Raw genomic sequence first — 20,275 nt, 5'->3', positions numbered from 1 at the left:
TGTGTTAGACATGTGACACAAAGAAGAACGGACGCCACATGCCTGTGACCATCGCCTCCCCGACCGTGCTCGGCCCCTGGTTGAATGATCCCGCACAGTTGCTGGGGGCCATCCTCTCGATGCCGTGGGTATCACTGTTCCTCGCGGCGATCATCGCCGTCGGCATCGTCGCCTCTCCCCGCTGGCGCGCGCGTCAGGAGAGCAGCGTGCGGCTTCCCTCGACGTTGTCCGGCGCGGTCGCCACCCGCCACGCACCCGAGCATCGGACGCTCGGCGTCGCGGCGATCGCGGTCATCGCCGTCTTCCTCGCCGAGAACCTGATCACCGGCTACGCCCTGAACCTCAACGGCGTCGTGTCCTGGTGGCGGTACGCGACGCCCGTGTTCACGGCATCCATCGGCATCGGAGTCCTTCTGGCGCTCATCTCCGCACGAGGCAGCACCCGACCTGAGCGCCCGGTCCTCTCCTCACGCCGCACCTGGCTCACTTTCAGCCCGCGCATCGGCTCCGTGATCGCGACCTCCGCACTGCTCGCCCTCATCGCCACCTCGGTCGCCGCGGGCATGGCCTCTTCACGCATCGGGGACGGCCCCTACGTCTACCTCGAGATCAGCATTCCTAACGAGTCGATCGACCCGATCCGTCCCTGGTTCTACGGGTGGGCCTACGGCATCCCCGTCCTGATCTGCACCGCCGCCCTCATCGCGGTGGCCGTGGCCGCGCTGCATGCCAACGCGGCGCGCCCGTTCCTCCGCCCCGAAACGGTCGTCGCCGAGCAGCGCGAACGTCACGACATCGCGACGGGGGTCACGCGGATCGTGGCGTCCAGCGCCCTGCTCGCCCTCGCGGGGGCGTGGCGGTTCATCGCCGAGGCCGGTTCGATCAGCGGGCTCAGCATCGATGGCGACGGCGGCAGCGACTCGTACGAGGCCTTCTGGAGATACGGCGAGATCGCCGCCGTCGGCGGCTGGCTGGCTCCCGCGCTGGAGATCACGGCATTCGTGCTGCTGCTCATCGTGACGGCGCAACTGGGGTACGTCCCGCGAACGGATGCTCCGGTCGAGAGCGTTGTGGACGAGGAGGCCGCACGATGAGCCCGAATCCGAAGCTGTCGCCCGCCGACGAGGCGAACCCGGCGCTGGGCATCTACCGCCAGCTGCGCGGACTCATCGTCTCCGGGCAGCTCGGCGCGGGTGAGCGGCTGCCGACCGTCCGCCAGACGGCGAGCGATCTCGGAGTGGCTCCGGGCACCGCCGCCCGCGCCTACAAGATGCTCGAGGCAGAAGGCCTCGTGGTCTCGCGCACGGCCGCAGGCACGAGAGTCGCCGAGTCGGCCGGCGTGCTCCCCGCATCCGTGATGCGGCGCATCCGTGAGCTCGTCGATGAGGCCGGGACCGCCGACGCCGATCCGGATGACGTCATCGATGTGCTCCGGACGATCTGGCAGCGACGCTCGAACCCCGAGGCGGCGGCCGATGCCCAGAACTAGAACTAGAGCGAGAACGAGAAGACGATGCCGATCGATCAGGCCGATCGCGGGGCCACCCGGAGCCCGCTCACGACAATGGCGCGATTGATCGCGTTGTAGGCCACACACAGCCACGAGAGCGCCGCGAACTCCTTCTCGGTGAAGACGGCCAGCGCACGACGGCCGAGATCATCGGAGATCGCTCCGGAGGGGATGTGCACGAACGCCTCCGCGATCTCGAGGGCGACCCGCTCACGTTCGCTGAACACGCCGCTCTCCCGCCAGGTGGCGAGTTGCAGGAGCGTGTCGGGCTCCACACCGGCAGCGATCGCGTCTTCCGCGTGTGCGCGGTTGCAGTACGCGCATCCGTTCAACTGCGACGTGTACACGGTCGTCAGTTCCTTCAACCTGTCATCGATGCCGTTGGCCGCGCAGGCCTCGTCGACGGAGTCCGAGAAGGCGTCGAGCGCGCTGTAGGTGTCCGGCTGCGCTTTGAGGAGATTCACTGTGAAAGACGTCATGCCCCAGACGCTACGCAAGCCCGCCTACCGCAGCCCCCGGATACTCCTTACAAAGCGGTGACTTCGCCCACACGCCGCTCCGAGCTCAGAACAGCGACGGCTGCGGAACGTAGGTGCGCGCGGGGGCACCAGCATCCGGAGCGAGCTCCGCCAGGGTCGGCGGGTCCCACTTCGGGTTGCGGTCCTTGTCGACCAGCTGCGCCCGGATGCCCTCGACGAGGTCGGGATGCTCGTTCACGAACCACAGCACCCGGCGGTATTCACCCTCCAACGCGGCGCGGAGCCCTGGCAGCTCGCGCGCCTCTCGGACGGCATCGAGTGTGACGGTGAGCCCGGTGGGTGCGAGCCCTTCCAGAAGATCCGCGGTGGCCGCGGCCTCCGTGGTCCCCTGCGCGTGCAACCGCTCGACGATCTCGGTCACGGTAGGAGCGGAGAACGCCTCGTCGATCCATTCCCGCGATGCCGGCAGCTGCGTGGGCTCGGGGGTCTCATCGAAGAGCAGCACGATCTCGCTCGGCCCGGTCGGGTCGGCACGGAAGGCGAGGGCCTCGCTCAGCGCTTCGAGGCGGTCGGACGGCACGAAGTGGTCGGCGAACCCCAGGTACACGGCATCCGCGCCGCTCATGGTCGCCCCGGTCAGTCCGTAGTATTCGCCGAAGCGCCCCGGGGCGCGGCCGAGCAGCCAGGTGCCACCGACATCGGGCGTGAACCCGATGCGGGTCTCCGGCATCGCGAGCTTCGAACGTTCGGTGACGATACGGATCGCCGCATGACCGGCCAGCCCGATTCCGCCACCCATGGTGATGCCATCGGCGAAGGCGACGACCGGCTTGGGATACTCCGCGATCATCGCGTTCAACGCGTACTCGGCTCGGAAGAACTCAGCAGTCTGATCGGCCTGCCCCGCGACGATCTGGGCATGCAGTGCGCGCACGTCGCCGCCCGCGCACATGCCCCGCTCGCCGGCCCCGTCGAGCAGCACGATCTGCACGTCGGTGTCGTCGCGCCAGGCGTTCAACGTCTCGGTGAGGCTCTCGATCATGTCGACGTCGAGCGCGTTGATCGCCTCCGGGCGGTTGAGAGTGAGCCGCCCCAGGGCCCCTTCGGTGCGGACGAGGACGCGGGATGCAGCGCGAGAATCGGTCACGCTGGCCAGGCTACCCCTTTCGACAAAGGGCGGTATTCCGCGCGAAATGCGGGATCCGACAGGCTTTTCCGGCAGGATAGGGAGGAACTGTTCAAATGCGACGAGAGGTCACGGATGCCTGAAGGACAGGTGCTCGAGTTCACGCACGTGACGAAGCACTTCAATGAGGTGACCGCTGTCTCGGACTTCTCGGCGCGCGTCGAGCCGGGAGCCGTCACCGCCTTCCTCGGCCCGAACGGAGCCGGCAAGACCACGACGCTGCGCATCCTGCTCGGTCAGGTGCGCGCCACATCCGGCACCGCGACGATCGGAGGCACGGCCTACGCCGAGCTCCGCCAGCCGCTGCGCACGATCGGCGCCGTGCTCGAGGAGACGGTCTACCGTCCTCGCCGCACTGCCGAACGCCAGCTCACCATCGCCGCCAAGGCGAACGGCATCCCGCTGGCGCGAGTGGGCGAAGTACTCTCCCTGGTCGGACTCGATGGCGAAGGCGACTCACGGATCGGTGGCTTCTCGCTCGGCATGCGCCAGCGGCTGAGCGTCGCCCATGCACTCCTCGGCGACCCCGGTGCTCTCGTCTTCGACGAGCCGGCCAACGGGCTCGACCCCGAAGGAATCCGCTGGATGCGGCTCCTGATGCGCCGCCTCGCCGACGAAGGACGCACGGTTCTCGTGTCGTCGCACGTGCTCAGCGAGGTCGAACAGGTCGCCGACAACGTGCTCGTCCTGTCGAAGGGGCAGCTCGTGCTGGCCAGCGGCATCGAGACACTCGCCGACCCGAAGGGCGGTGGCTCGGTGATCGTCGACGCCGCCGATCGCGGTGCACTCACCGCGGCCTTGTCCGCGGCCGGATTCGACATCGAGGTGCTGCGTTCCGGCCTGACCGTCCGCGGCGGAGACGCCGGCACGGTCGGAGCAGTCGCAGCCGACGCCGGTATCGCCCTGAGCACCCTCGTGCAGCGTGGGCCGACGCTTGAAGACGTCTTCATCGACCTGATGCGCGGCGGCAGACTCGCGCCGTCGACCGAGCCTGTCGCGCCGCAGCTCGCCGCGCCGGCTCCCGCCGAGGTCACGCCCACCGAACCCGCCTCTGCGTCCGAGCCCGCCTCGGCCCCGGTCGAGTCCGTGGTCGCCATCCCGGTCGCCGCTGCTGCCGCATGGGCAGCTGAGGCTGCTGCCGCTCCGGCGGATGAGGCCGTGGCTGATGACCTCGCCGCGAGCGTTACCGGTGGCGAGGCCGCCGCTGAGGAAGTCGTCGTCGAGGACGTGATCATCGAGGACGTGATCGTTGAGGACGTGATCGTCGACGAAGAAGCGCCCGCAGACGAAGCTCCCGCGGCAGACGCCACCGAAGACGGCACTGAACACGGCACTGAAGACGGCACTGACGAAGAAGCGTCGGCCGAGGCTGACTCGACCGACGCGGACGCATCCGACTCAGACGCTGCACCGGTCGACGAAGCTCACGCCGAAGGCGAGCAGGAGCGCGACGCCCAGACGGACGAAGCCCCAGCCGAAGAGACGCCGGCTCGGTCGTTCGACGAGATCCTGTTCGGTTCCGCAGCACCCGCCGCAGCTGGCGAGGCCACGACGCCCAGCGACGACGACCATGCCGGTGTCGAAGACCATGCCGGTGACGACGACCACGCCGGTGTCGAGGTCTTCGCCGATCTCAACGGCACCGGCGCCTCAGACACTGAGGATGCGGTTCCCGACGCTGAGGATGCGGTTCCCGATGCTGAGGAAGCATCCGAGAACGACCCGCGGTCGGCTGCCGTCAGCTCCATGCTCGCTGCAGCTGCACGCGCGTACTACGAGGACGAGCCGAAGGACTACCCGCTGAGCGCGGAAGACCAGGCCTCGGAAGACGGCTCCACTGAGGAGGGCGCACACTGGACCGTCGCGTCCACCGGCGTCATCGACACCGTTCCGCTGGCCGAATCAGCGGAGGCAGTCTCCGACGAGCACAGTTCCGAAGAGCAGAGCTCCGACGAGCACAGTTCCGAAGTGAACACCTCCGAAGAGAACAACTCAGACGTGAACACCTCAGAAGAGCACGCCTCAGAAGAGCAGAACTCTGACGAGCTCGGTTCCGAAGTGAACACCTCAGAAGAGAACAACTCAGACGAGAACACCTCGGAAGAGGACAGCTCGGAAGAGGACAGCTCGGAAGAGGACAGCTCGGAGGGATCCGTCGCGGCTGATGAGACCGACGCCGAGAACCGCGACGAGCACGTCGACGAGACCGACGGCGAGAACCACCCCGACGGTGAGAACCACCCCGACGGTGAGAACCACCCCGACGGTGAGAACCACTCCGACGGCGAGAACCACCACAGCTAAAGATCCTGCTGACGAGAACGCCCTCCGGACCTACGGGTCACGGAGGGCGTTCGTCGTTCCGGGGCGTCGTGCCGGCGAATGGATCTCGCTCCGTGGCGAGTCAGGCAGGCCGGGGGCGGATGACGGGTCGGCGGCTGCCCTTCGATGTGGGCACCGGCGAGGTCGCGACGATCTCCTCGACGCTCGCCGGCTCGGTCGAGACGTCGAGTCGCAGCGCCTGCGTGAGGGCCAGCCCATGTCGCGTGGTGAGGATCAGCCGGCGGTACTGCTCGTCGCCTTCGAGGTCGATCACGACGCTCGGGCGACGGCGGCGGATCAGCACGAAGTCGAGGCTGCCCGCGGCCTTCCAGCTGCCGGCGGCGAGAACACCGGGGATGTGCGTCCCGGGGTTCGGGACTCCGCGGAGCCAGGTCCAGGCGTCTTCCGTCAGCTGCACCTTCGCGATGGTGTCGCGCGAGATCCGGAGGTTGTCGCGGTGGAAGGTGGCGGCACGTTCGATCGGCGAGAGCACGACCTCCAGTTGCGTCTGGTCCAGCAACAACGTCACCATGTCACCCAGTCTGCCAGCGCCGCCCTGCCAGTTGTCTGGAAGTTGTTCACAGGAACACAACGATCCCTTGTCGGTTGGCACCAGTCATCAAGATTCCCCATTCCACATTCGAATATATGTACTATACTCGATCCATGGCCGCCATCGCGAACGACATCGAGCACTGCGCGGCGCTGCTCGATGCGTGGGTCGAGAAGCGTCGCCTGATCGCAGCGCTCGAAGCCGAGGCTTCAGCTCTCCTCGCCGACCGCATTCGGGTGCTCGACGACGATGTGCGCGAGCAGCCGCAGCATCGTGAGTCGATCCGTCGATCGATGATCGCCGAGTACTCCGCGGCCGGTCGCATGTCGAAGGGCAGCGTCGAGTACGCGTTCGCAGATGCCCTGTTCCTCGAAGCAGAGCATCCTGTCGTGCAGCAGGCTTTCCGCGACGGTGCGATCAGCGGCGCTCATGTCCGAGAGATCGTGCGAGCGGGGATGGTGGTTCGCCAAGCTGTCCGCGACGGTCGTGCCGTCGCGGAGACCCTCGCGCTCTACGACGCAGCCGCCCTGGTCGTGGCTGAGCACGACTCGCCCGCTCGCACACGAGCGGCAGTACGGCAGATCGCTTCGTCTCTCGCCGGCGAGACGATGCTCGAGAGGCACCGGCGCGCCCGCGGCGAACGGTCGGTCACGGTGCGTTCTCTCGACGACGGACTCGCGATGCTTCAGATCGTGCTCCCCGAACACCTCGCCCATGCGATCCTCGATCGCCTGACCCGACTCGCGCAGCACGTCGTCAAGACACTCACCGACCGTGGTCTTCATACCGACTGTGATCCTCACGGAAGCGCAGCGCCGATGCTCTCTCCGGATGAGCTCGACTCGGGCACCAACCCGATCTTCCTGCAAGATCTGGCGGCGGATGACACCCTCCGCGATGCTCCTGCTCTCAATCACTATGCGCTCGGCACCCACCGTCTCGACGACTCCTGGCTCGACGCGCACGTCATCTTCAGCGAGGGCGACACCTTCACCACCGATCCGTCGCACAGCGCGGAGCACATCGCGGCCGACGAACGCGGCATCGATGCGGTTCGCGCCGATCTGCTGAGCGACCTGCTCCTCACCAGCGACCCGTCCGCGGCGAGCGGTACCGGGCTGGAGAACATCCAGGCCCGCATTCAGGTCACGGTCGCCGCCGGCACTCTGATCGGAGCCGACGACCGGGCGGCCGAACTCGACGGCATCGGCCCGCTTCACCCCGACATCGCTCGCGATCTCGCCGGGTGCAACGGCGGGTGGGCGCGACTCTTCCTCGACCACGCGGGGATGGTGACCGCCACGTCTGCCTACACTCCGACGGCGGCGATGCGCCGGCATCTCCAGGCCCGCGACCAGCACTGTCGATTCCCCGGGTGCCGCACACCCGTCCACCGCTGCCAGGTCGACCACAATCACGACCATGCCAGGGGCGGGAAGACGTCGATCGACAACCTCAGCCACTTCTGCGTAGGGCATCATGCCCTCAAGCATCCTGACGTCGACGAAAAGCACCGGTGGCATGCGCGACAACTCACCGGTGGAGATATCGAGTGGATCAGCCCGCTCGGTCGGATCTACACCGATGCGTCACCGCGTCGCGTCATGTTCGTCTGAGCACGCGTCTTCCGAAGGGACGAAGAGCAGAACTGCACGCTCCCTGGCGCGACGACAGCCTGGTCACCAGGGCAGCTGATTAGGCGGTAGCGGTAGCGGCTGCGGCAGCAGCCACGGGAAGCGCGGCCTCGATGTGCTGCAGCTCCTCCTCGCCGTGTGCGGCGGTGAGGAACCATGCCTCGAACACGCTCGGCGGGAGAGCCACGCCCTGCTCGCGCAGCGAGTGGAAGAACGGAGCGTAGCGGAACGACTCCTGCGCCTGCGCTTCGGCGTAGTTCCTGGGTGCCGAGGCGCGGAACGACGCGCTGAACAGGTTGCCTGCTCGCGCGACCGCGTGGGTGACCCCCGCCGCCGTGAGTGCGGCATCGAGAGCGCTCGACACGCGTGCGGACGCCGCGTCCACCGTCGCGTACACCTCCGGCGTCGCGAGCCGCAACGTCGCAAGACCTGCAGCGACCGAGAGCGGGTTCCCGGAGAGCGTGCCTGCCTGGTAGACCGGCCCGAGCGGAGCGAGCAGATCCATGACGTCGGCGCGACCACCGAGCGCGGCCAACGGCATCCCGCCGCCGACGACCTTGCCGAAGGTGAAGATGTCCGGAAGGTAGTCCTCGCCTGCCGCAGCCTGCAGACCCCAGAAGCCCGCCGGGTGCACGCGGAATCCGGTGAGCACCTCGTCGAGGATCATCAGGGCGCCGTGCGCGTGCGCCGTCTCGGCGATCAGGCGGTTGAAGCCGGGGAGCGGAGCGACGACGCCCATGTTCGCGGCCGAGGCTTCGACGATGACGGCGGCGATGCTCTCACCGTGCTCGGCGAACACCGCGGCGAGAGCCTCCGGGTCGTTGTAGCCGATCACGAGCGTCTGGGCCGCGATCGGGGCCGGGACCCCCGCAGAACCGGGGAGCGCCAGCGTGGCGACACCCGAGCCCGCCTCGGCGAGCAGTCCGTCGGAATGACCGTGGTAGTGCCCGGCGAACTTCACGAGCAGGTCGCGACCGGTCGCGCCCCGCGCGAGGCGGATCGCCGTCATCGTCGCCTCGGTCCCGGTCGACACCAGGCGCACACGTTCGATGGGCCGGATCTCGCCGAACCGCACGCGGTTGGCGATCAGCGACGCGAGCTCGACCTCACCCTCGGTCGGAGCGCCGAACGACAGACCGCGCGACGCAGCTTCCTGCACCGCGGCGACGATCTCCGGGTGCGCATGTCCGAGGAGAGCAGGACCCCACGAAGCCACCAGGTCGACGTACTCGCGACCTGCGGCATCCGTCACCGTCGCGCCCTTCGCCGACGCGAGGAACCGCGGCGTCCCACCGACCGAACCGTAAGCGCGCACCGGAGAGTTCACTCCACCGGGGATCACCGCGCGGGCAGCGGAGAACAGGTCGTCATTGCGGTCGGTCATGAAGGAGAGCTCCTCGGAGAAGTCAGTCGCGCAGCCAGCCGGCCGCTTCGGTGGCCCAGTAGGTGAGCACCGCGTCGGCACCCGCACGGCGGATGGAGAGAAGGGATTCGAGGATGGCCGCGCGACGGTCGATCCACCCGTTCGCACCGGCGGCCTCGATCATCGCGTACTCGCCGGAGACCTGATATGCCCACACCGGAATACTCACGGTGTCGCGCACCTCGCGCAGCACGTCCAGGAACGCCATCGCCGGCTTCACCATCACGATGTCGGCGCCCTCGGCCTCATCGACGACAGCCTCACGCACACCCTCGCGCCGGTTGCCGGGGTCGAGCTGATACGTGCGGCGGTCACCCTTGAGCTGAGAGTCGACGGCCTCGCGGAACGGTCCGTAGAAGGCACTCGCGTACTTCGCCGCGTAGGCGAGCAGTAGTGTGTCGGTGAAGCCCTCGGCGTCGAGCGCCTTGCGGATGACTGCGACCTGGCCGTCCATCATCCCGGACAACCCCAGCATCTGCGAGCCGGCACGAGCCTGGGCGAGCGCCATGGACGTGTACCGCTCGAGCGTGGCGTCGTTGTCGACTGAGCCGTCGGCTGCGAGCACACCGCAGTGACCGTGATCGGTGAACTCATCCAGACACAGATCGGTCTGCACCACGAGCGCGTCGCCGACCTCGGCGGCCAGCGCCTCTGTCGCCACGTTCAGGATGCCGCGCGGATCATCGGCACCCGACCCCACGGCGTCGCGCACTGCCGGCACGCCGAACAGCATCACGCCACCGACACCGGTCTCCGCGGCCTCGACCGCTGCCGCACGCAGCGAGTCGAGCGAATGCTGGGCGACGCCGGGCATCGACCCGATCTGCACGGCCTGGTCGATGCCTTCGCGCACGAAGAGGGGCAGCACGAGTTGACGCGGCTGCAGCGACGTCTCACGCACGAGATCGCGAACGGCCCGGGACTGACGCAGTCGCCTCAGCCGGACATCGGGGAAGCTCACGGCGCGAACTCGTCGGCCGCGTGCGGGAGGGTGAAGTGCGAGACGGCATCGATCAGGGCGTCGATGGTCTGACGATCGGCGACCACCGACACCGGAAGTCCGGCGCGCTGGGCATCGTTCGCGGTCCGTGGTCCGATCGCCGCGAGCAGCGTCTCATCGGGGATCTCCGGGAACTGCTCACGCACCTGCTCGGCGACCGAGCCGCTGGTGATGAGGATCGCGTTGATCCGGCCGTTCTCGACGTCGCGTCGGATGCGCTCGGTCACCGGCACACCGACGGTGCGATAGGCGACGACGCCGTGCACATCATGTCCCGCCTCGGAGAGCAGCCGGCTGAGCACGGGTTTCGCGATCTCACTGCGAAGGGCGAGGATGCGACGGGGCTCCTTCTCGAGGGCGATAAGCTGCTGCGCCATCCCCTCGGCGGAATTGTCCTGCTCCGGCACCAGCGTGACCTCATAGCCGACCGCCTGCAGAGCCGCGGCGGTCGTCTCGCCTACGGCGGCGATCCTGGTCTCCCGCGGAACGACCGCCCGGTGGGCGAAGAGCACATCGACGGTGGTCGCGCTCGTGACCGTCAACCAGTCGAACTCACCCGCTGCCAGCTGCGCGAGCGCGGTGTCGAGCGTCGCCTGGTCGGTCGTCGGGGCGAAGTTGATGAGCGGTGCGACGACGGGCACAGCACCCAGCGCCCGCAGACTCGCGGCGACGCTGTCGCCCCAAGGCCCGCCACGGGGCACGAGAATGCGCCAGCCGTCCAGCGGTCGGTCATGCTTGATTTCGGAAGTGGTCATGAGGATTGCTCTCGGGATACGAGGCCGGCTGCCCCTTGATCGAGCAGCCGACGGGCAACAGTGAACCCGAGCTCGCGCGCTGCGTGCATCGGGTCTGCACCATCGGCAGCATCCGCTCCATTGCCACTGCCGTTCCGACGAATATACTCCCCGTTCAGCGGCTCGGTGACGTCGAGCCCGATCCGGCGGCTGCCGTCAACGGCGTAGACGACGGTTCTGACACGGATGGAGGAGCCCTCCACCACTGCGTGCGCCGCCATCGGCGCCTGGCATCCGGCGTCCAATCCTTGGAGGATCGCGCGCTCGACCGTGATGGCCAGACGGGTCTCCGCATCGTCCAGCCCGGCGAGGGCGATGAGCAGTTCTTCGGGAGCATCCGCACGGGTCTCGACGGCGAGCGAACCCTGCCCTGGCGCGGTCGGCCATTCGGCGAGGCCGAGCTCTTCGCGCCGCAGTGGCGACTTCGCTCCGAGCCTGGAGAGACCGGCAGCCGCGAGGATCACGGCATCCAGCTCACCGGATGCGACCCGTGAGAGTCGTGAGTCGACGTTGCCGCGGATGTCGACCACCTCGGCGCCTGGCGCACGTCGGTGCACCTGTGCGATGCGGCGCGGCGAGCCGGTGCCGACGGTGCTGCCTGAACGCAGCTCGTGCAGCGGGACGCCGTCGCGAGTGAGCACCACGTCACGCGGATCCTCCCGCTTCGGAGTCGCCGCGATCACGAGACCGTCCGGGATGGCCGTCGGCAGATCTTTCAAGGAGTGCACGAGGAAGTCGCACTCCCCCGCGAACAGTGCCTCGCGAAGTCGCGTGGCGAAGATGCCCTGGCCGCCGATCTCGGAGAGCGAAGCACGATTGGTGTCGCCCTCACTGGTGATCGGGACGAGCTCGACCTGGCGCCCCGAGAGCTTCTCGAGGGCCGTGGCGACATGACCCGACTGCGCCTGCGCGAGCGCGCTGCGACGGGTACCCAGACGGATGGGGGTGCTCATGGCGTTTACTGGAGAACGTCCGCGATCTCGTCGAACCGGAGTCTGCGCCCCGTGTAGAACGGCACCTCCTCCTTCACGAACAGACGTGCGTCCGTGTAACGGAGGTCGCGCATCAGGTCGACGAGGTCGGTGAGCTCATCGGCCTCGAGCGGCAGCAGCCACTCGTAGTCGCCGAGCGCGAAGGACGCGACGGTGTTCGCGATCACGCCCGTGAACGCGGCACCCTTGCGTCCGTGGTCGGCGAGCATCTTGCGGCGCTCGTCTTCGGGCGCGAGGTACCACTCCGGGGTGCGGACGAACGGGTACAGGCACAGCCAGTCCTTGGGCTCGACACCTCGGAGGAATCCGGGGACGTGCGCGCGATTGAACTCCGCGTCACGGTGCACGCCCATCACGTTCCACACCGGGAGGAGGGAACGCAGCAGCTCGGTGCGACGAAGGCGACGAAGGGCCTTCTGCAGCTCCTCGGCAGTCTCGCCGTGCAGCCAGACCATGAGATCGGCGTCGGCCTTGAGGCCGGAGACGTCGTAGAAGCCGCGGACGGTGACGCCCGAGTCCTCGATGTAGGAGACGATCGTCTCGAGTTCCGTGGCGTCGGTCTCCGTCACGGGGACGTCGGGGTTTCGTCGCCAGACAGCCCAGAGGGTGAAGCCGGACGGGTTCTCATCGCGCTCTTCGGACATCATGCTCCCCAGTCTGCCTCGTTTGCGCAGGAGCCGCTAATCACCCGAGGGGCTGTTTGCGGCATCCTGGAATGCTGCGCCTCAGCGCGAGATCACGCGCGCGATCCCCCAGACCACGCCTCCCACGACCGCAGCGATACCGACCGCAGCAGCGATCGCACCGATCGGATTGCGATCGGCGAAGACCCGGGCCTTCGCCACCGCACGCGTCGACGCCTTCTCGACGCGGCGCGGGATGTTGCCTTTGACCTCGATGGCCGCCAGGGCAGCCTTCAACTCGGCGCGGGCCGAGGTGACCGGGTCGACGATTCCGCCGGGAACGGCGGTGCGCGGCAGCGACTCAGAATTCGTCATCGCCGGCCTCCTTCACGAGTCGGATGTCTTCGGCTACGGCCTGCGCCGGGTTCTGGCGCGCGAGCACCTTGCGGAACTTGAGGATCCCGAGAAGCGCGAACAGCAGCACGGCCAGGATCAGGATGCCGAACACCGCGATCGCCGAGAGCCACACGGGCCACCAGGAGGAGAGCCCGGCGATCGCGAACACGAGGATCACCGGCACCGCCCAGAACAGGAAGAACAGCGCGACGAGGAACCACACGGAACCGATGCCGGCATCCTTCGAGGTGCGCGAGATCCACGCCTTCGCGGCATCGATCTCAGCCTTGACCAGATTCGTGACGAGTTCGGGCAGGTCCCCCAGGAGGGTCAGCAGACTGTCGTCGGCACGATCTCGGTATCCGCGGGGCATCTCAGGCGCCGGACTTCTTGGCTGCGGGCTTGGCAGCCGCAGGCTTCTTCGCGGCAGGCTTCTTGGCGGCGGTCTTCGCCGCGGGCTTGGTCGCAGGCGTGGTCGACTTCGCGGTGGCCTTCGCCGCCTCGACCGCTTCCTCCGTCGCCTCGGCGAGGTCTTCCGCCGCTTCCTTGCCGGTGGCGATGGCGGAGTCGAGCCGCTGACCGGGCGTGCCGTTGCCGCTGACCGACTTCGCGACCTTCACGACACCGGTCCAGAGCGCTCCGGGCACGGCCGCGGCTTTATCGCCGACGAAGCCCTTGACCTTGGAGACCTGCTCCTGCACGGGATCGAGGTGCCACACCTTCAGCCACTGCGTCTTGATCTGCTCGTAGCGCTCACGTCCGGCACGGGTGCCGAGGACGTAGCCCACGCCGAGTCCGACGACGAGTCCGATCTTCCCCTTCATGGGGTCTCCTCACCTTGTTCCGGTAGTCCGGCCAGATTCGCCCGGTTGGGATCGACCACAGGCTCTCACACCCCGCGGCCAGGTACCCAGCGTAACCCCGTATGCCGATTTCGGCATCTATGGGTCAGAGGGTTGACACGGAGCGCGCTCTCACTCCCACAACAGGGCGCGTCGCAGGCGATCGGCCTCGTCCCGCGCATCCGGGATCACCTGGGCAAGGCCGGTTCCGGCGAGCCAGGCGCCGACCGCAGCCACACCCGGGACCGCCGTGACCGCCGCACGCGCAGCAGCGCGGCGCTCTCCGGAGCCGATGATCGAGGCGGGCTGCGACTGGACGAAACGGCCGCGATGCGATGCGATCACCGCTTCCGGTGCGATGGCGACTCCGAGCAGGGCAGCAGCTTCGCGCCGGGCCAGATCTGCGGCGGCCTCATCGCTCAGCTCCGCCGTGGCCGCAGGCTCTCCCTGGGCGCCGAACGACACCCGCACCACCTGCCGAGCGCCGGCGGCATCACGCACCCAGCTCCATTTCGCGCTCGAGTGCGTGAGCGCCTTGGCCGTGTGGCTCCCCGGAACCGTGAGCACACCGGTGCCGCGCGGGGCGACCTCCAGTTCAGGCGCATCGAGGAGGAGCGTGACGATCTCGATCTCGGGCGACGACGCGGCCTCGGTCCTCGTCAGCGCGGGAACGGCCGTGGCGAGGAGATCCCGCGCGGTGGACTCGGGCGTCGCGATGATGACGGCGTCGGCGGTGATGTCTTCGATCACCGGCTCCACTGCAGCGATCTCGGCGGCGTGCAGCTCTGCGGCGAGCGCATCCGCATCGTCGGCGCTCGCGAGAGTGCCACCGGCGGGCGCGACCTCGGTCTCGACCGACCAGGTCGTCGCCGACTTCCGGACGCTGCGCACCCGCACACCCGTCCGCACCTCTGCCCCGAGGCTGGTCAGGTCGGCGGCGAGCGCATCGACGAGCACGCTCATTCCGCCGGAAAGGCCCTCGACCGCCGCCCCCGGCGCCTTCGCCGCGGTCGATGACCCGGGAGCCGAAGACCCCGTGGACTTGGCGGCGGCGTCATCGCGCAGCGCCTGGACGGCGCCGGAGAGGGATCCGACCCTGGTGAGAGCGCTGTTGAGTCCCGGGGCAGCGACATCGATGTCGACATCGTCGGGAGACGCCGAGTATACGCCGGTCGTCACGGGCGCGACGAGGCGATCCCGCACCTTCGCTCCCATGCGCGATCCGACGAGTTTGCCGAGGCTGAGCTGGTGTCCGATCGTGAGCGGCGGACGCACGCGGTCGAGGTACGCGCGCCACACGCCGGACCAGCCGATGATGCGACGGACATCGTCCTGGAACGGGTTCGCGGGGATACCGAGAATGCCGCCTACCGGCAGGGGCGCCGCCCCCACACCGGGGATGCCGGCGAGCCAGGCGCCTCCTGCCTGCGGGGTCACGATGCGGTCGGCCAGACCGAGCTCCTCGACGAGTGCGCGCACGAGGCCGCCCCTGGTCGCATAGCTCTCGGCCCCGGCATCGACGGTCACGCCGTCGAGCTCGACCTTTCGGATCGCGCCGCCCACGTCGTCCGCGGCCTCGAGGAGGGTGACCCGCATGCCGACCTTCGCGCACTCCCGAGCCGCGACGAGTCCTCCGATGCCGCCGCCGATGACGACGACGTGCTTTTCCGCCGCGCGAGCGGCGAGGTCGGACGGCTCGGCGGAAGAGGGCTCAGGGGTCATGCCCTCAATTCTCCCACCGGGGGCGCTCAGGCCTCGACGGGGGCAACCTCGACAGGGGCAGCCTCGACAGGGGCGGCCTCACCGCGGCCGCGCTTGCGCACCTCTCGCAGCACGATCTGCTCCGGGCACACCGTGGAGAGGAAGTCGCCGACCGAGAGCGCGAGCCGCTCGCCGACGAGGGAGTAGAGGATGCGGTTGGCATCGCGGCGCTCACTGATGAGGCCCGCCTGTCGGAGCACGCTCAGGTGGCGGGAGATGGTCGGCCCGCTCGCGGAGAAGCGAGCGGCGATCTCACCGGCCGCGAGCTCACCGTCTTTGAGGTCCTGGAGAATCTGGCGCCGCGTCGGATGCGCGAGCGCTGCGAAGATGTCGGTCGCGCTGTCTGCCATGGTTGCAATATAGCACCTTTGCTAGATAGCATTTAGCCGCATAGCTAATGAGCGAAGGAGATGCACCATGAAGGTTGCGATCACGGGCGGCACGGGATTCGTCGGAAGAAATCTCGCCCAGCGTCTCGACGACGCGGTCGTGATCTCCCGTCGCAGCGGCGTCGAGATCACAGACGTCGACGCGCTGACCGCAGCATTCGAGGGCTGCGACGCCGTCGCCCACTGTGCGGGCATCAACCGCGAGATCGGCGACCAGACCTTCCGCCGGGTGCACGTGGACGGCACGAAGGCTGTGGTGGAGGCCGCCCGCCGCGCAGGGGTGCAGCACATCGTGCTGGTCAGCTTCCTCCGGGCACGCCCCGACTGCGGGTCCGGCTATCACGAGTCGAAGTGGGAGGCGGAGGAGATCGTCCGCGGCTCCGGCATCGCGCACACGATCCTCAAGTCCGGCATGATCTACGGCCCCGGCGGTCACATGGTCGACCACGTGACCAAAGCCGTGCGAACCCTGCCGCTCTTCTGGACCGTCGGTTATCGCGAGCGCACGGCGCGTCCTGTCCCGGTTCGCGATGCGGTCGATGTGCTCATCGCCGCACTCGAAGGCCGCATCCCGGATCCGACGATCGCGGTCATGGGCGCGGACGAGGTCACGCTCGGCGAGGCCATCCGCCGCATCGCTCGTGTCGCCGGGCGTCGTCCGGCATTCATCCCCGTGCCGACGTGGATGGTCCGAGTGCTCGCCCAACTGACCGAGTGGACGATGGTCGTGCCGCTCGTCGCGAAGGCTCAGGCACGGATGCTCGCCGAGGGTGTGAGCGAGGCGGCGCCGTTCGCCCCCGAGGCTCCGATCGGCATCCGCCCCTCGCGCCCGTTCGACGACCAGAGCATCCGCGATGCGCTCCCGGTCGGCCGCTTCACCCTCGACGATCTGCGGGTCATGCGGCGACTGCGGCGGACGCGGGGCGCCTGAACGTCAGACCGTGTGCGCCAGTTCGACGATGCGGGTGAGCTGGTCGGGGTCGGTCTCCGGCGGTACGCCGTGGCCGAGATTCAGGATGTGCGCGCGCGCCGCACGGCCACGCTCGATCACGTCGCGCACGTGCGCCTCCAGCACCGGCCACGGGGCCGACAGCAGCGCCGGGTCGATGTTGCCCTGCACCGTGACATCCGGTCCGAGGATCGCGGCGGCTTCGTCGAGCGGCTGCCGCCAGTCGACCCCCACGCCGTCGGCCACCCCGTCGAGACGCATGTCGGCGAGGAACGGGCCGGTCCCGACACCGAAGTGGATGGTCGGGAGGCCGATACCCGAAAGCGCCGCATGTGAATGCGGGGCCACGAAGGTGCGGTAATCGGCGGTGCTGAGGGATCCGGCCCAGCTGTCGAAGAGCTGGACGACGGATGCTCCGGCGTCGCGCTGCGTCTCCAGGAATCGGCGCGAGACCTTGGCGAGCCAGCCCGCGAGACGGTTCCACGAATCCGGGTCGGAGTGCATCATGGCCCGTGCCCGCAAGTGCTCCTTGGAGGGGCCGCCCTCGACGAGGTAGGCCGCGAGCGTGAAGGGTGCACCCGCGAAACCGATCAGCGGGGTGTCGCCGAGCTCTGCCGTGACGAGCCGAACGGCCTCGGCGATGGCCGTGCCGTCGAGGTCATCCGGGTCGATGGCGGTGATGCGCTCGACGTCGGCCGCCGTGCGCACCGGGTTCGCGAACACCGGGCCGCGACCGGGCTCGATCTCCACCTCGACGCCGGCCAGGCGCAGCGGGATGACGATGTCGCTGAAGAACACGGCCGCGTCGACCCCGTGGCGGCGCACCGGCTGCAGGGTGATCTCGGCGGCGAGGGCGGGGGTGAGGCAGGCGTCGAGCATCCGCGTCCCGACGCGCAGGTCACGGTACTCAGGAAGCGACCTGCCGGCCTGTCGCATGAACCACACCGGGGCGTGGGCCGGGCGGTCGCCGGCGAGGGCGCGCAGGAGCGGAGCGTCGGAGAGGGCCATGAGTCCATCCTCCCATCCGCCTCTTATGGAGCCGCCGAATTCGGCCGTTCGAATCCTCACCGCCGGAGCCTCCGGTACACTCGATCTGTGCTGCTGTGTGTGACGGCGAGTCACAAGACCGCCTCCTTCGAATTGCTCGAACGCCTGAGCCGCACCCCCGACGACGTCGCTCCCACCATCGTGGGCATGACGCCGTGCGTGCAGGGTGCGGTCGTCCTGGCGACGTGCAACCGGTTCGAGGCGTACGTGGAAATGGACGAACCGGTCACCGCCGCCGGTGCCATCGGCGTCGAAGCCGTGATCGAAGCGGTCGAGTCCGCGACGGGCATCGCAGCCGCCGACCTCGACGGCGCCTACACCGTGCACTCGGGTCGCCGCGTGGCCGAGCACCTCTTCTCCGTCGCCTCCGGCCTCGAATCCGTCGTCTCCGGCGAGGGCGAGATCGCAGGGCAAGTGCGCCGCGCCCTCAAGTCCGCCCGCAAGGACGGCACCACCTCGCCAGAGCTCGAGCGTCTGTTCCAGCGCGCCAGCCAGGCTCAGCGCAAGGTCAAGAACGTCACCGCCCTCGGTCGTGCCGGCCGCTCGCTCGTGCGCCTCGCGCTCGAGCTGGCCGACAGCCGCATCGCCGACTGGTCGGCCGAGCGCGTGCTGCTGGTCGGCACCGGCGCCTACGCCGCGGTCACCCTCGCCACGCTCCGAGAGCGCGGCGCCGTGAACATCTCCGTGTACTCGCCCTCGGGTCGCGCCGAAGTCTTCGCCGCGAAGCACGGCATCCGTCCGGTCCCCGCCGACGAGTACGCCCGCACCGCCGCACGGTCGAGTCTGCTCATCACCTGCACCACTGCGACGGAGCCCGTGCTCGGCCCCGAGCACCTGCAGCTGCCGACCGGCCTCGCAGCCGCCGGATGCCCCGTCGGTGCACACAGCCAGCTCGTGGTCGACCTCGGCATGCCGCGCAACGTCGACCCGGCGGTCGCTGCACTCGAAGGGGTCGCGCTGCTCGACCTCGAGACGATCCGCCTGCACGCACCGCTCGAGGAGCTGCAAGCGACGGACGCCGCACGCAGCGTGGTCCGCGAGGCCGCGGAGACCTTCCACGTGGTGGGTGCGCGCCAGAGCGTGACCCCGTCAGTGGTCGCCCTCCGCTCGCACATCTTCGAGCTGCTCGAGCGCGAGATCGATCGCGCCCGCGCGCGGGGCGACGAAGACGGCAAGGTCGAGCAGGCTCTGCGTCACCTCTCCGGCGTGCTGCTGCACACCCCGACCGTGCGCGCTCACGAGCTCGCCGCGGCCGGCCGCGCCGACGAGTTCACCGCGGCACTGGCCACCCTCTACGGCATCGCACCCGAGGCCGACGCCTCTGCCGGCGAGGACGCAGCCACCGCCTGACGTCTGCGGTGGCACACTGGAGGCATGGCCCTTCACATCACCGGAGACACCGCCGCCGACGAGCTGCTGACCGACAACCCGCTGGCGCTCCTGGTGGGCATGCTGCTCGACCAGCAGGTGCCGATGGAGACCGCGTTCGCCGGTCCGCTCAAGATCGAGCAGCGCACCGGAGCGGCCGACGCCGCGACGATCGCGCACATGGCACCGGACGAGTTCCTCGAGGCGTTCAAGCAGACGCCCGCCGTGCATCGGTTCCCAGGGTCCATGGCGACGCGCGTGCAGACGCTGTGCCAGACCCTCGTCGACGACTGGGACGGCGACGCCGCAGCCCTGTGGACCCAGGGCGCCCCCTCAGGCCCCGAGGTGCTGAAGCGGCTGAAGGCCCTCCCCGGGTTCGGCGAACAGAAGGCGAAGATCTTCCTCGCGCTCCTCGGCAAGCAGTACGGCTTCACGGGAGAGGGCTGGCGCGAAGCATCCGCTCCGTACGGTGACGACGGCTCGTATCGCAGCGTCGCCGACATCGTCTCGCCCGACTCGCTCGCGAAGGTGCGCGAGCACAAGAAGGCGATGAAGGCCGCGGCGAAAGAAGCGAAATGAAGCCGACGGGTGATGACGTCGCGGGGCTCATCGCCCGCTCCTCCCCCGCGGTCCGCCGACGGGATGCCGAGACGCTGACCGCGCTCATGCAGGAGATCACCGGGCGCGAGCCGCAGACGTGGGGCACGATCATCGGGTTCGGCTCATGCCACTACCGCTACCCCACCGGCACGGAAGGTGACAGTGGACTGCTCGGCTTCGCTCCGCGCAAGGCCGCGACCACGATCTACCTGTTCGACGGCGTGGCCGAGCACACCGAGGCCCTGGCGAAGCTCGGCCCGCACACCACCGGCGTCGGCTGTCTGTACATCAAGGACCTGGAGCAGATCGACCTCGACGTGCTGCGAGGCATCCTCGAGCGCTCGCTGGCCTGGGTCGAGGCGGGCGGCACCCCCGAGGTGCAGCTCACCGTCACGGGCTGACGCGCG

22 protein-coding genes are annotated in these 20,275 nt (G+C 68.8%); 8 read left to right on the top strand and 14 right to left on the bottom strand.

The window, feature by feature from the left end:
- Window positions 1–38 precede the first annotated feature (38 nt).
- Window positions 39–1,094, top strand: coding sequence for a hypothetical protein (locus tag ACIQTX_RS04110; protein WP_402969236.1), 1,056 nt, complete (start codon window positions 39–41; stop codon window positions 1,092–1,094).
- Window positions 1,091–1,489 carry a GntR family transcriptional regulator gene (locus ACIQTX_RS04105; RefSeq protein WP_402969233.1) on the top strand — a complete coding sequence of 133 codons (399 nt, stop codon included), beginning with the start codon at window positions 1,091–1,093 and terminating at the stop codon, window positions 1,487–1,489. The genes ACIQTX_RS04110 and ACIQTX_RS04105 overlap by 4 nt, the downstream gene beginning before the upstream one ends.
- 35 nt (window positions 1,490–1,524) lie before the next feature.
- On the opposite strand, the gene ACIQTX_RS04100 is transcribed toward ACIQTX_RS04105, so the two are convergent.
- Together ACIQTX_RS04100 and ACIQTX_RS04095 are read right to left on the bottom strand one after the other, a co-directional pair.
- Window positions 1,525–1,989, bottom strand: coding sequence for a carboxymuconolactone decarboxylase family protein (locus ACIQTX_RS04100; RefSeq protein ID WP_402969230.1), 465 nt, complete (start codon window positions 1,987–1,989; stop codon window positions 1,525–1,527).
- 85 nt (window positions 1,990–2,074) lie between these two features.
- Window positions 2,075–3,136: an enoyl-CoA hydratase/isomerase family protein gene (locus ACIQTX_RS04095; protein ID WP_402969227.1), complete on the bottom strand. Its 1,062-nt coding sequence runs from the start codon at window positions 3,134–3,136 to the stop codon at window positions 2,075–2,077.
- Between the two features lie 114 nt (window positions 3,137–3,250).
- Between ACIQTX_RS04095 and ACIQTX_RS04090 the strand changes: the two genes are divergently transcribed.
- Window positions 3,251–5,479, top strand: a complete 2,229-nt coding sequence (locus ACIQTX_RS04090; RefSeq protein ID WP_402969224.1) for an ATP-binding cassette domain-containing protein — start codon at window positions 3,251–3,253, stop codon at window positions 5,477–5,479.
- 100 nt (window positions 5,480–5,579) lie between these two features.
- Here ACIQTX_RS04090 and ACIQTX_RS04085 read toward each other — a convergent pair whose 3' ends face one another.
- The gene (locus tag ACIQTX_RS04085) at window positions 5,580–6,029 is read right to left on the bottom strand and encodes a hypothetical protein (protein WP_028500820.1); all 450 of its coding nucleotides are present in this window, start codon (window positions 6,027–6,029) and stop codon (window positions 5,580–5,582) included.
- 134 nt (window positions 6,030–6,163) lie between these two features.
- Here ACIQTX_RS04085 and ACIQTX_RS04080 point away from each other — a divergent pair, with 134 nt between their 5' ends.
- Window positions 6,164–7,666: a DUF222 domain-containing protein gene (locus ACIQTX_RS04080; protein WP_402969220.1), complete on the top strand. Its 1,503-nt coding sequence runs from the start codon at window positions 6,164–6,166 to the stop codon at window positions 7,664–7,666.
- A gap of 79 nt (window positions 7,667–7,745) precedes the next feature.
- Here ACIQTX_RS04080 and ACIQTX_RS04075 read toward each other — a convergent pair whose 3' ends face one another.
- The 10 genes from ACIQTX_RS04075 to ACIQTX_RS04030 form a co-directional block, all read right to left on the bottom strand.
- Window positions 7,746–9,068 carry a glutamate-1-semialdehyde 2,1-aminomutase gene (locus ACIQTX_RS04075; protein ID WP_402969217.1) on the bottom strand — a complete coding sequence of 441 codons (1,323 nt, stop codon included), beginning with the start codon at window positions 9,066–9,068 and terminating at the stop codon, window positions 7,746–7,748.
- A 22-nt stretch (window positions 9,069–9,090) separates the two neighbouring features.
- Window positions 9,091–10,068, bottom strand: a complete 978-nt coding sequence (gene hemB, locus ACIQTX_RS04070) for a porphobilinogen synthase (protein WP_402969214.1) — start codon at window positions 10,066–10,068, stop codon at window positions 9,091–9,093.
- Window positions 10,065–10,862, bottom strand: a complete 798-nt coding sequence (locus ACIQTX_RS04065) for a uroporphyrinogen-III synthase (RefSeq protein WP_105527439.1) — start codon at window positions 10,860–10,862, stop codon at window positions 10,065–10,067. Before ACIQTX_RS04065 ends, hemB begins: the two co-directional genes overlap by 4 nt.
- Window positions 10,859–11,854 (bottom strand): hydroxymethylbilane synthase, encoded by a 996-nt coding sequence (gene hemC, locus ACIQTX_RS04060; protein WP_402969210.1) that lies wholly within the window; start codon window positions 11,852–11,854, stop codon window positions 10,859–10,861. Before hemC ends, ACIQTX_RS04065 begins: the two co-directional genes overlap by 4 nt.
- A 5-nt stretch (window positions 11,855–11,859) precedes the next feature.
- Entirely contained in the window at window positions 11,860–12,540 is a 681-nt protein-coding gene (hemQ, locus tag ACIQTX_RS04055) for a hydrogen peroxide-dependent heme synthase (protein ID WP_028500826.1), read from the bottom strand.
- Between the two features lie 78 nt (window positions 12,541–12,618).
- Window positions 12,619–12,891, bottom strand: coding sequence for a hypothetical protein (locus tag ACIQTX_RS04050; protein WP_105527437.1), 273 nt, complete (start codon window positions 12,889–12,891; stop codon window positions 12,619–12,621).
- Window positions 12,878–13,285, bottom strand: coding sequence for a phage holin family protein (locus ACIQTX_RS04045; RefSeq protein WP_021198266.1), 408 nt, complete (start codon window positions 13,283–13,285; stop codon window positions 12,878–12,880). Before ACIQTX_RS04045 ends, ACIQTX_RS04050 begins: the two co-directional genes overlap by 14 nt.
- Window position 13,286: 1 nt before the next feature.
- A complete protein-coding gene (locus tag ACIQTX_RS04040; protein WP_402969205.1) occupies window positions 13,287–13,736 on the bottom strand; it encodes a hypothetical protein in 450 nt (149 codons plus the stop codon).
- A gap of 150 nt (window positions 13,737–13,886) precedes the next feature.
- Entirely contained in the window at window positions 13,887–15,476 is a 1,590-nt protein-coding gene (locus ACIQTX_RS04035; protein ID WP_402969202.1) for a protoporphyrinogen/coproporphyrinogen oxidase, read from the bottom strand.
- Between the two features lie 26 nt (window positions 15,477–15,502).
- The gene (locus ACIQTX_RS04030) at window positions 15,503–15,865 is read right to left on the bottom strand and encodes a metalloregulator ArsR/SmtB family transcription factor (RefSeq protein ID WP_028500830.1); all 363 of its coding nucleotides are present in this window, start codon (window positions 15,863–15,865) and stop codon (window positions 15,503–15,505) included.
- A 67-nt stretch (window positions 15,866–15,932) separates the two neighbouring features.
- Between ACIQTX_RS04030 and ACIQTX_RS04025 the strand changes: the two genes are divergently transcribed.
- Entirely contained in the window at window positions 15,933–16,835 is a 903-nt protein-coding gene (locus ACIQTX_RS04025; RefSeq protein WP_402969199.1) for an NAD(P)H-binding protein, read from the top strand.
- Window positions 16,836–16,838: 3 nt separating this feature from the next.
- On the opposite strand, the gene hemE is transcribed toward ACIQTX_RS04025, so the two are convergent.
- The gene (hemE, locus tag ACIQTX_RS04020) at window positions 16,839–17,861 is read right to left on the bottom strand and encodes a uroporphyrinogen decarboxylase (RefSeq protein ID WP_402969196.1); all 1,023 of its coding nucleotides are present in this window, start codon (window positions 17,859–17,861) and stop codon (window positions 16,839–16,841) included.
- A gap of 87 nt (window positions 17,862–17,948) precedes the next feature.
- Between hemE and ACIQTX_RS04015 the strand changes: the two genes are divergently transcribed.
- Genes ACIQTX_RS04015 through ACIQTX_RS04005 form a run of 3 tightly spaced genes read left to right on the top strand, consistent with a single transcriptional unit; the run spans window position 17,949 to window position 20,269 of the window.
- Window positions 17,949–19,250: a glutamyl-tRNA reductase gene (locus ACIQTX_RS04015; protein ID WP_402969193.1), complete on the top strand. Its 1,302-nt coding sequence runs from the start codon at window positions 17,949–17,951 to the stop codon at window positions 19,248–19,250.
- Between the two features lie 24 nt (window positions 19,251–19,274).
- Window positions 19,275–19,847 (top strand): HhH-GPD-type base excision DNA repair protein, encoded by a 573-nt coding sequence (locus tag ACIQTX_RS04010; RefSeq protein ID WP_402969190.1) that lies wholly within the window; start codon window positions 19,275–19,277, stop codon window positions 19,845–19,847.
- The gene (locus ACIQTX_RS04005) at window positions 19,844–20,269 is read left to right on the top strand and encodes a DUF1801 domain-containing protein (RefSeq protein ID WP_402969187.1); all 426 of its coding nucleotides are present in this window, start codon (window positions 19,844–19,846) and stop codon (window positions 20,267–20,269) included. The genes ACIQTX_RS04010 and ACIQTX_RS04005 overlap by 4 nt, the downstream gene beginning before the upstream one ends.
- The last annotated feature ends 6 nt before the right edge of the window (window positions 20,270–20,275 follow it).

It is taken from the genome of Microbacterium sp. NPDC090281 (assembly GCF_044769635.1).
GTDB lineage: Bacteria > Actinomycetota > Actinomycetes > Actinomycetales > Microbacteriaceae > Microbacterium.
Note: the sequence above shows the minus strand (reverse complement) of the source record. Positions and strands in the feature narration are given on the sequence as shown.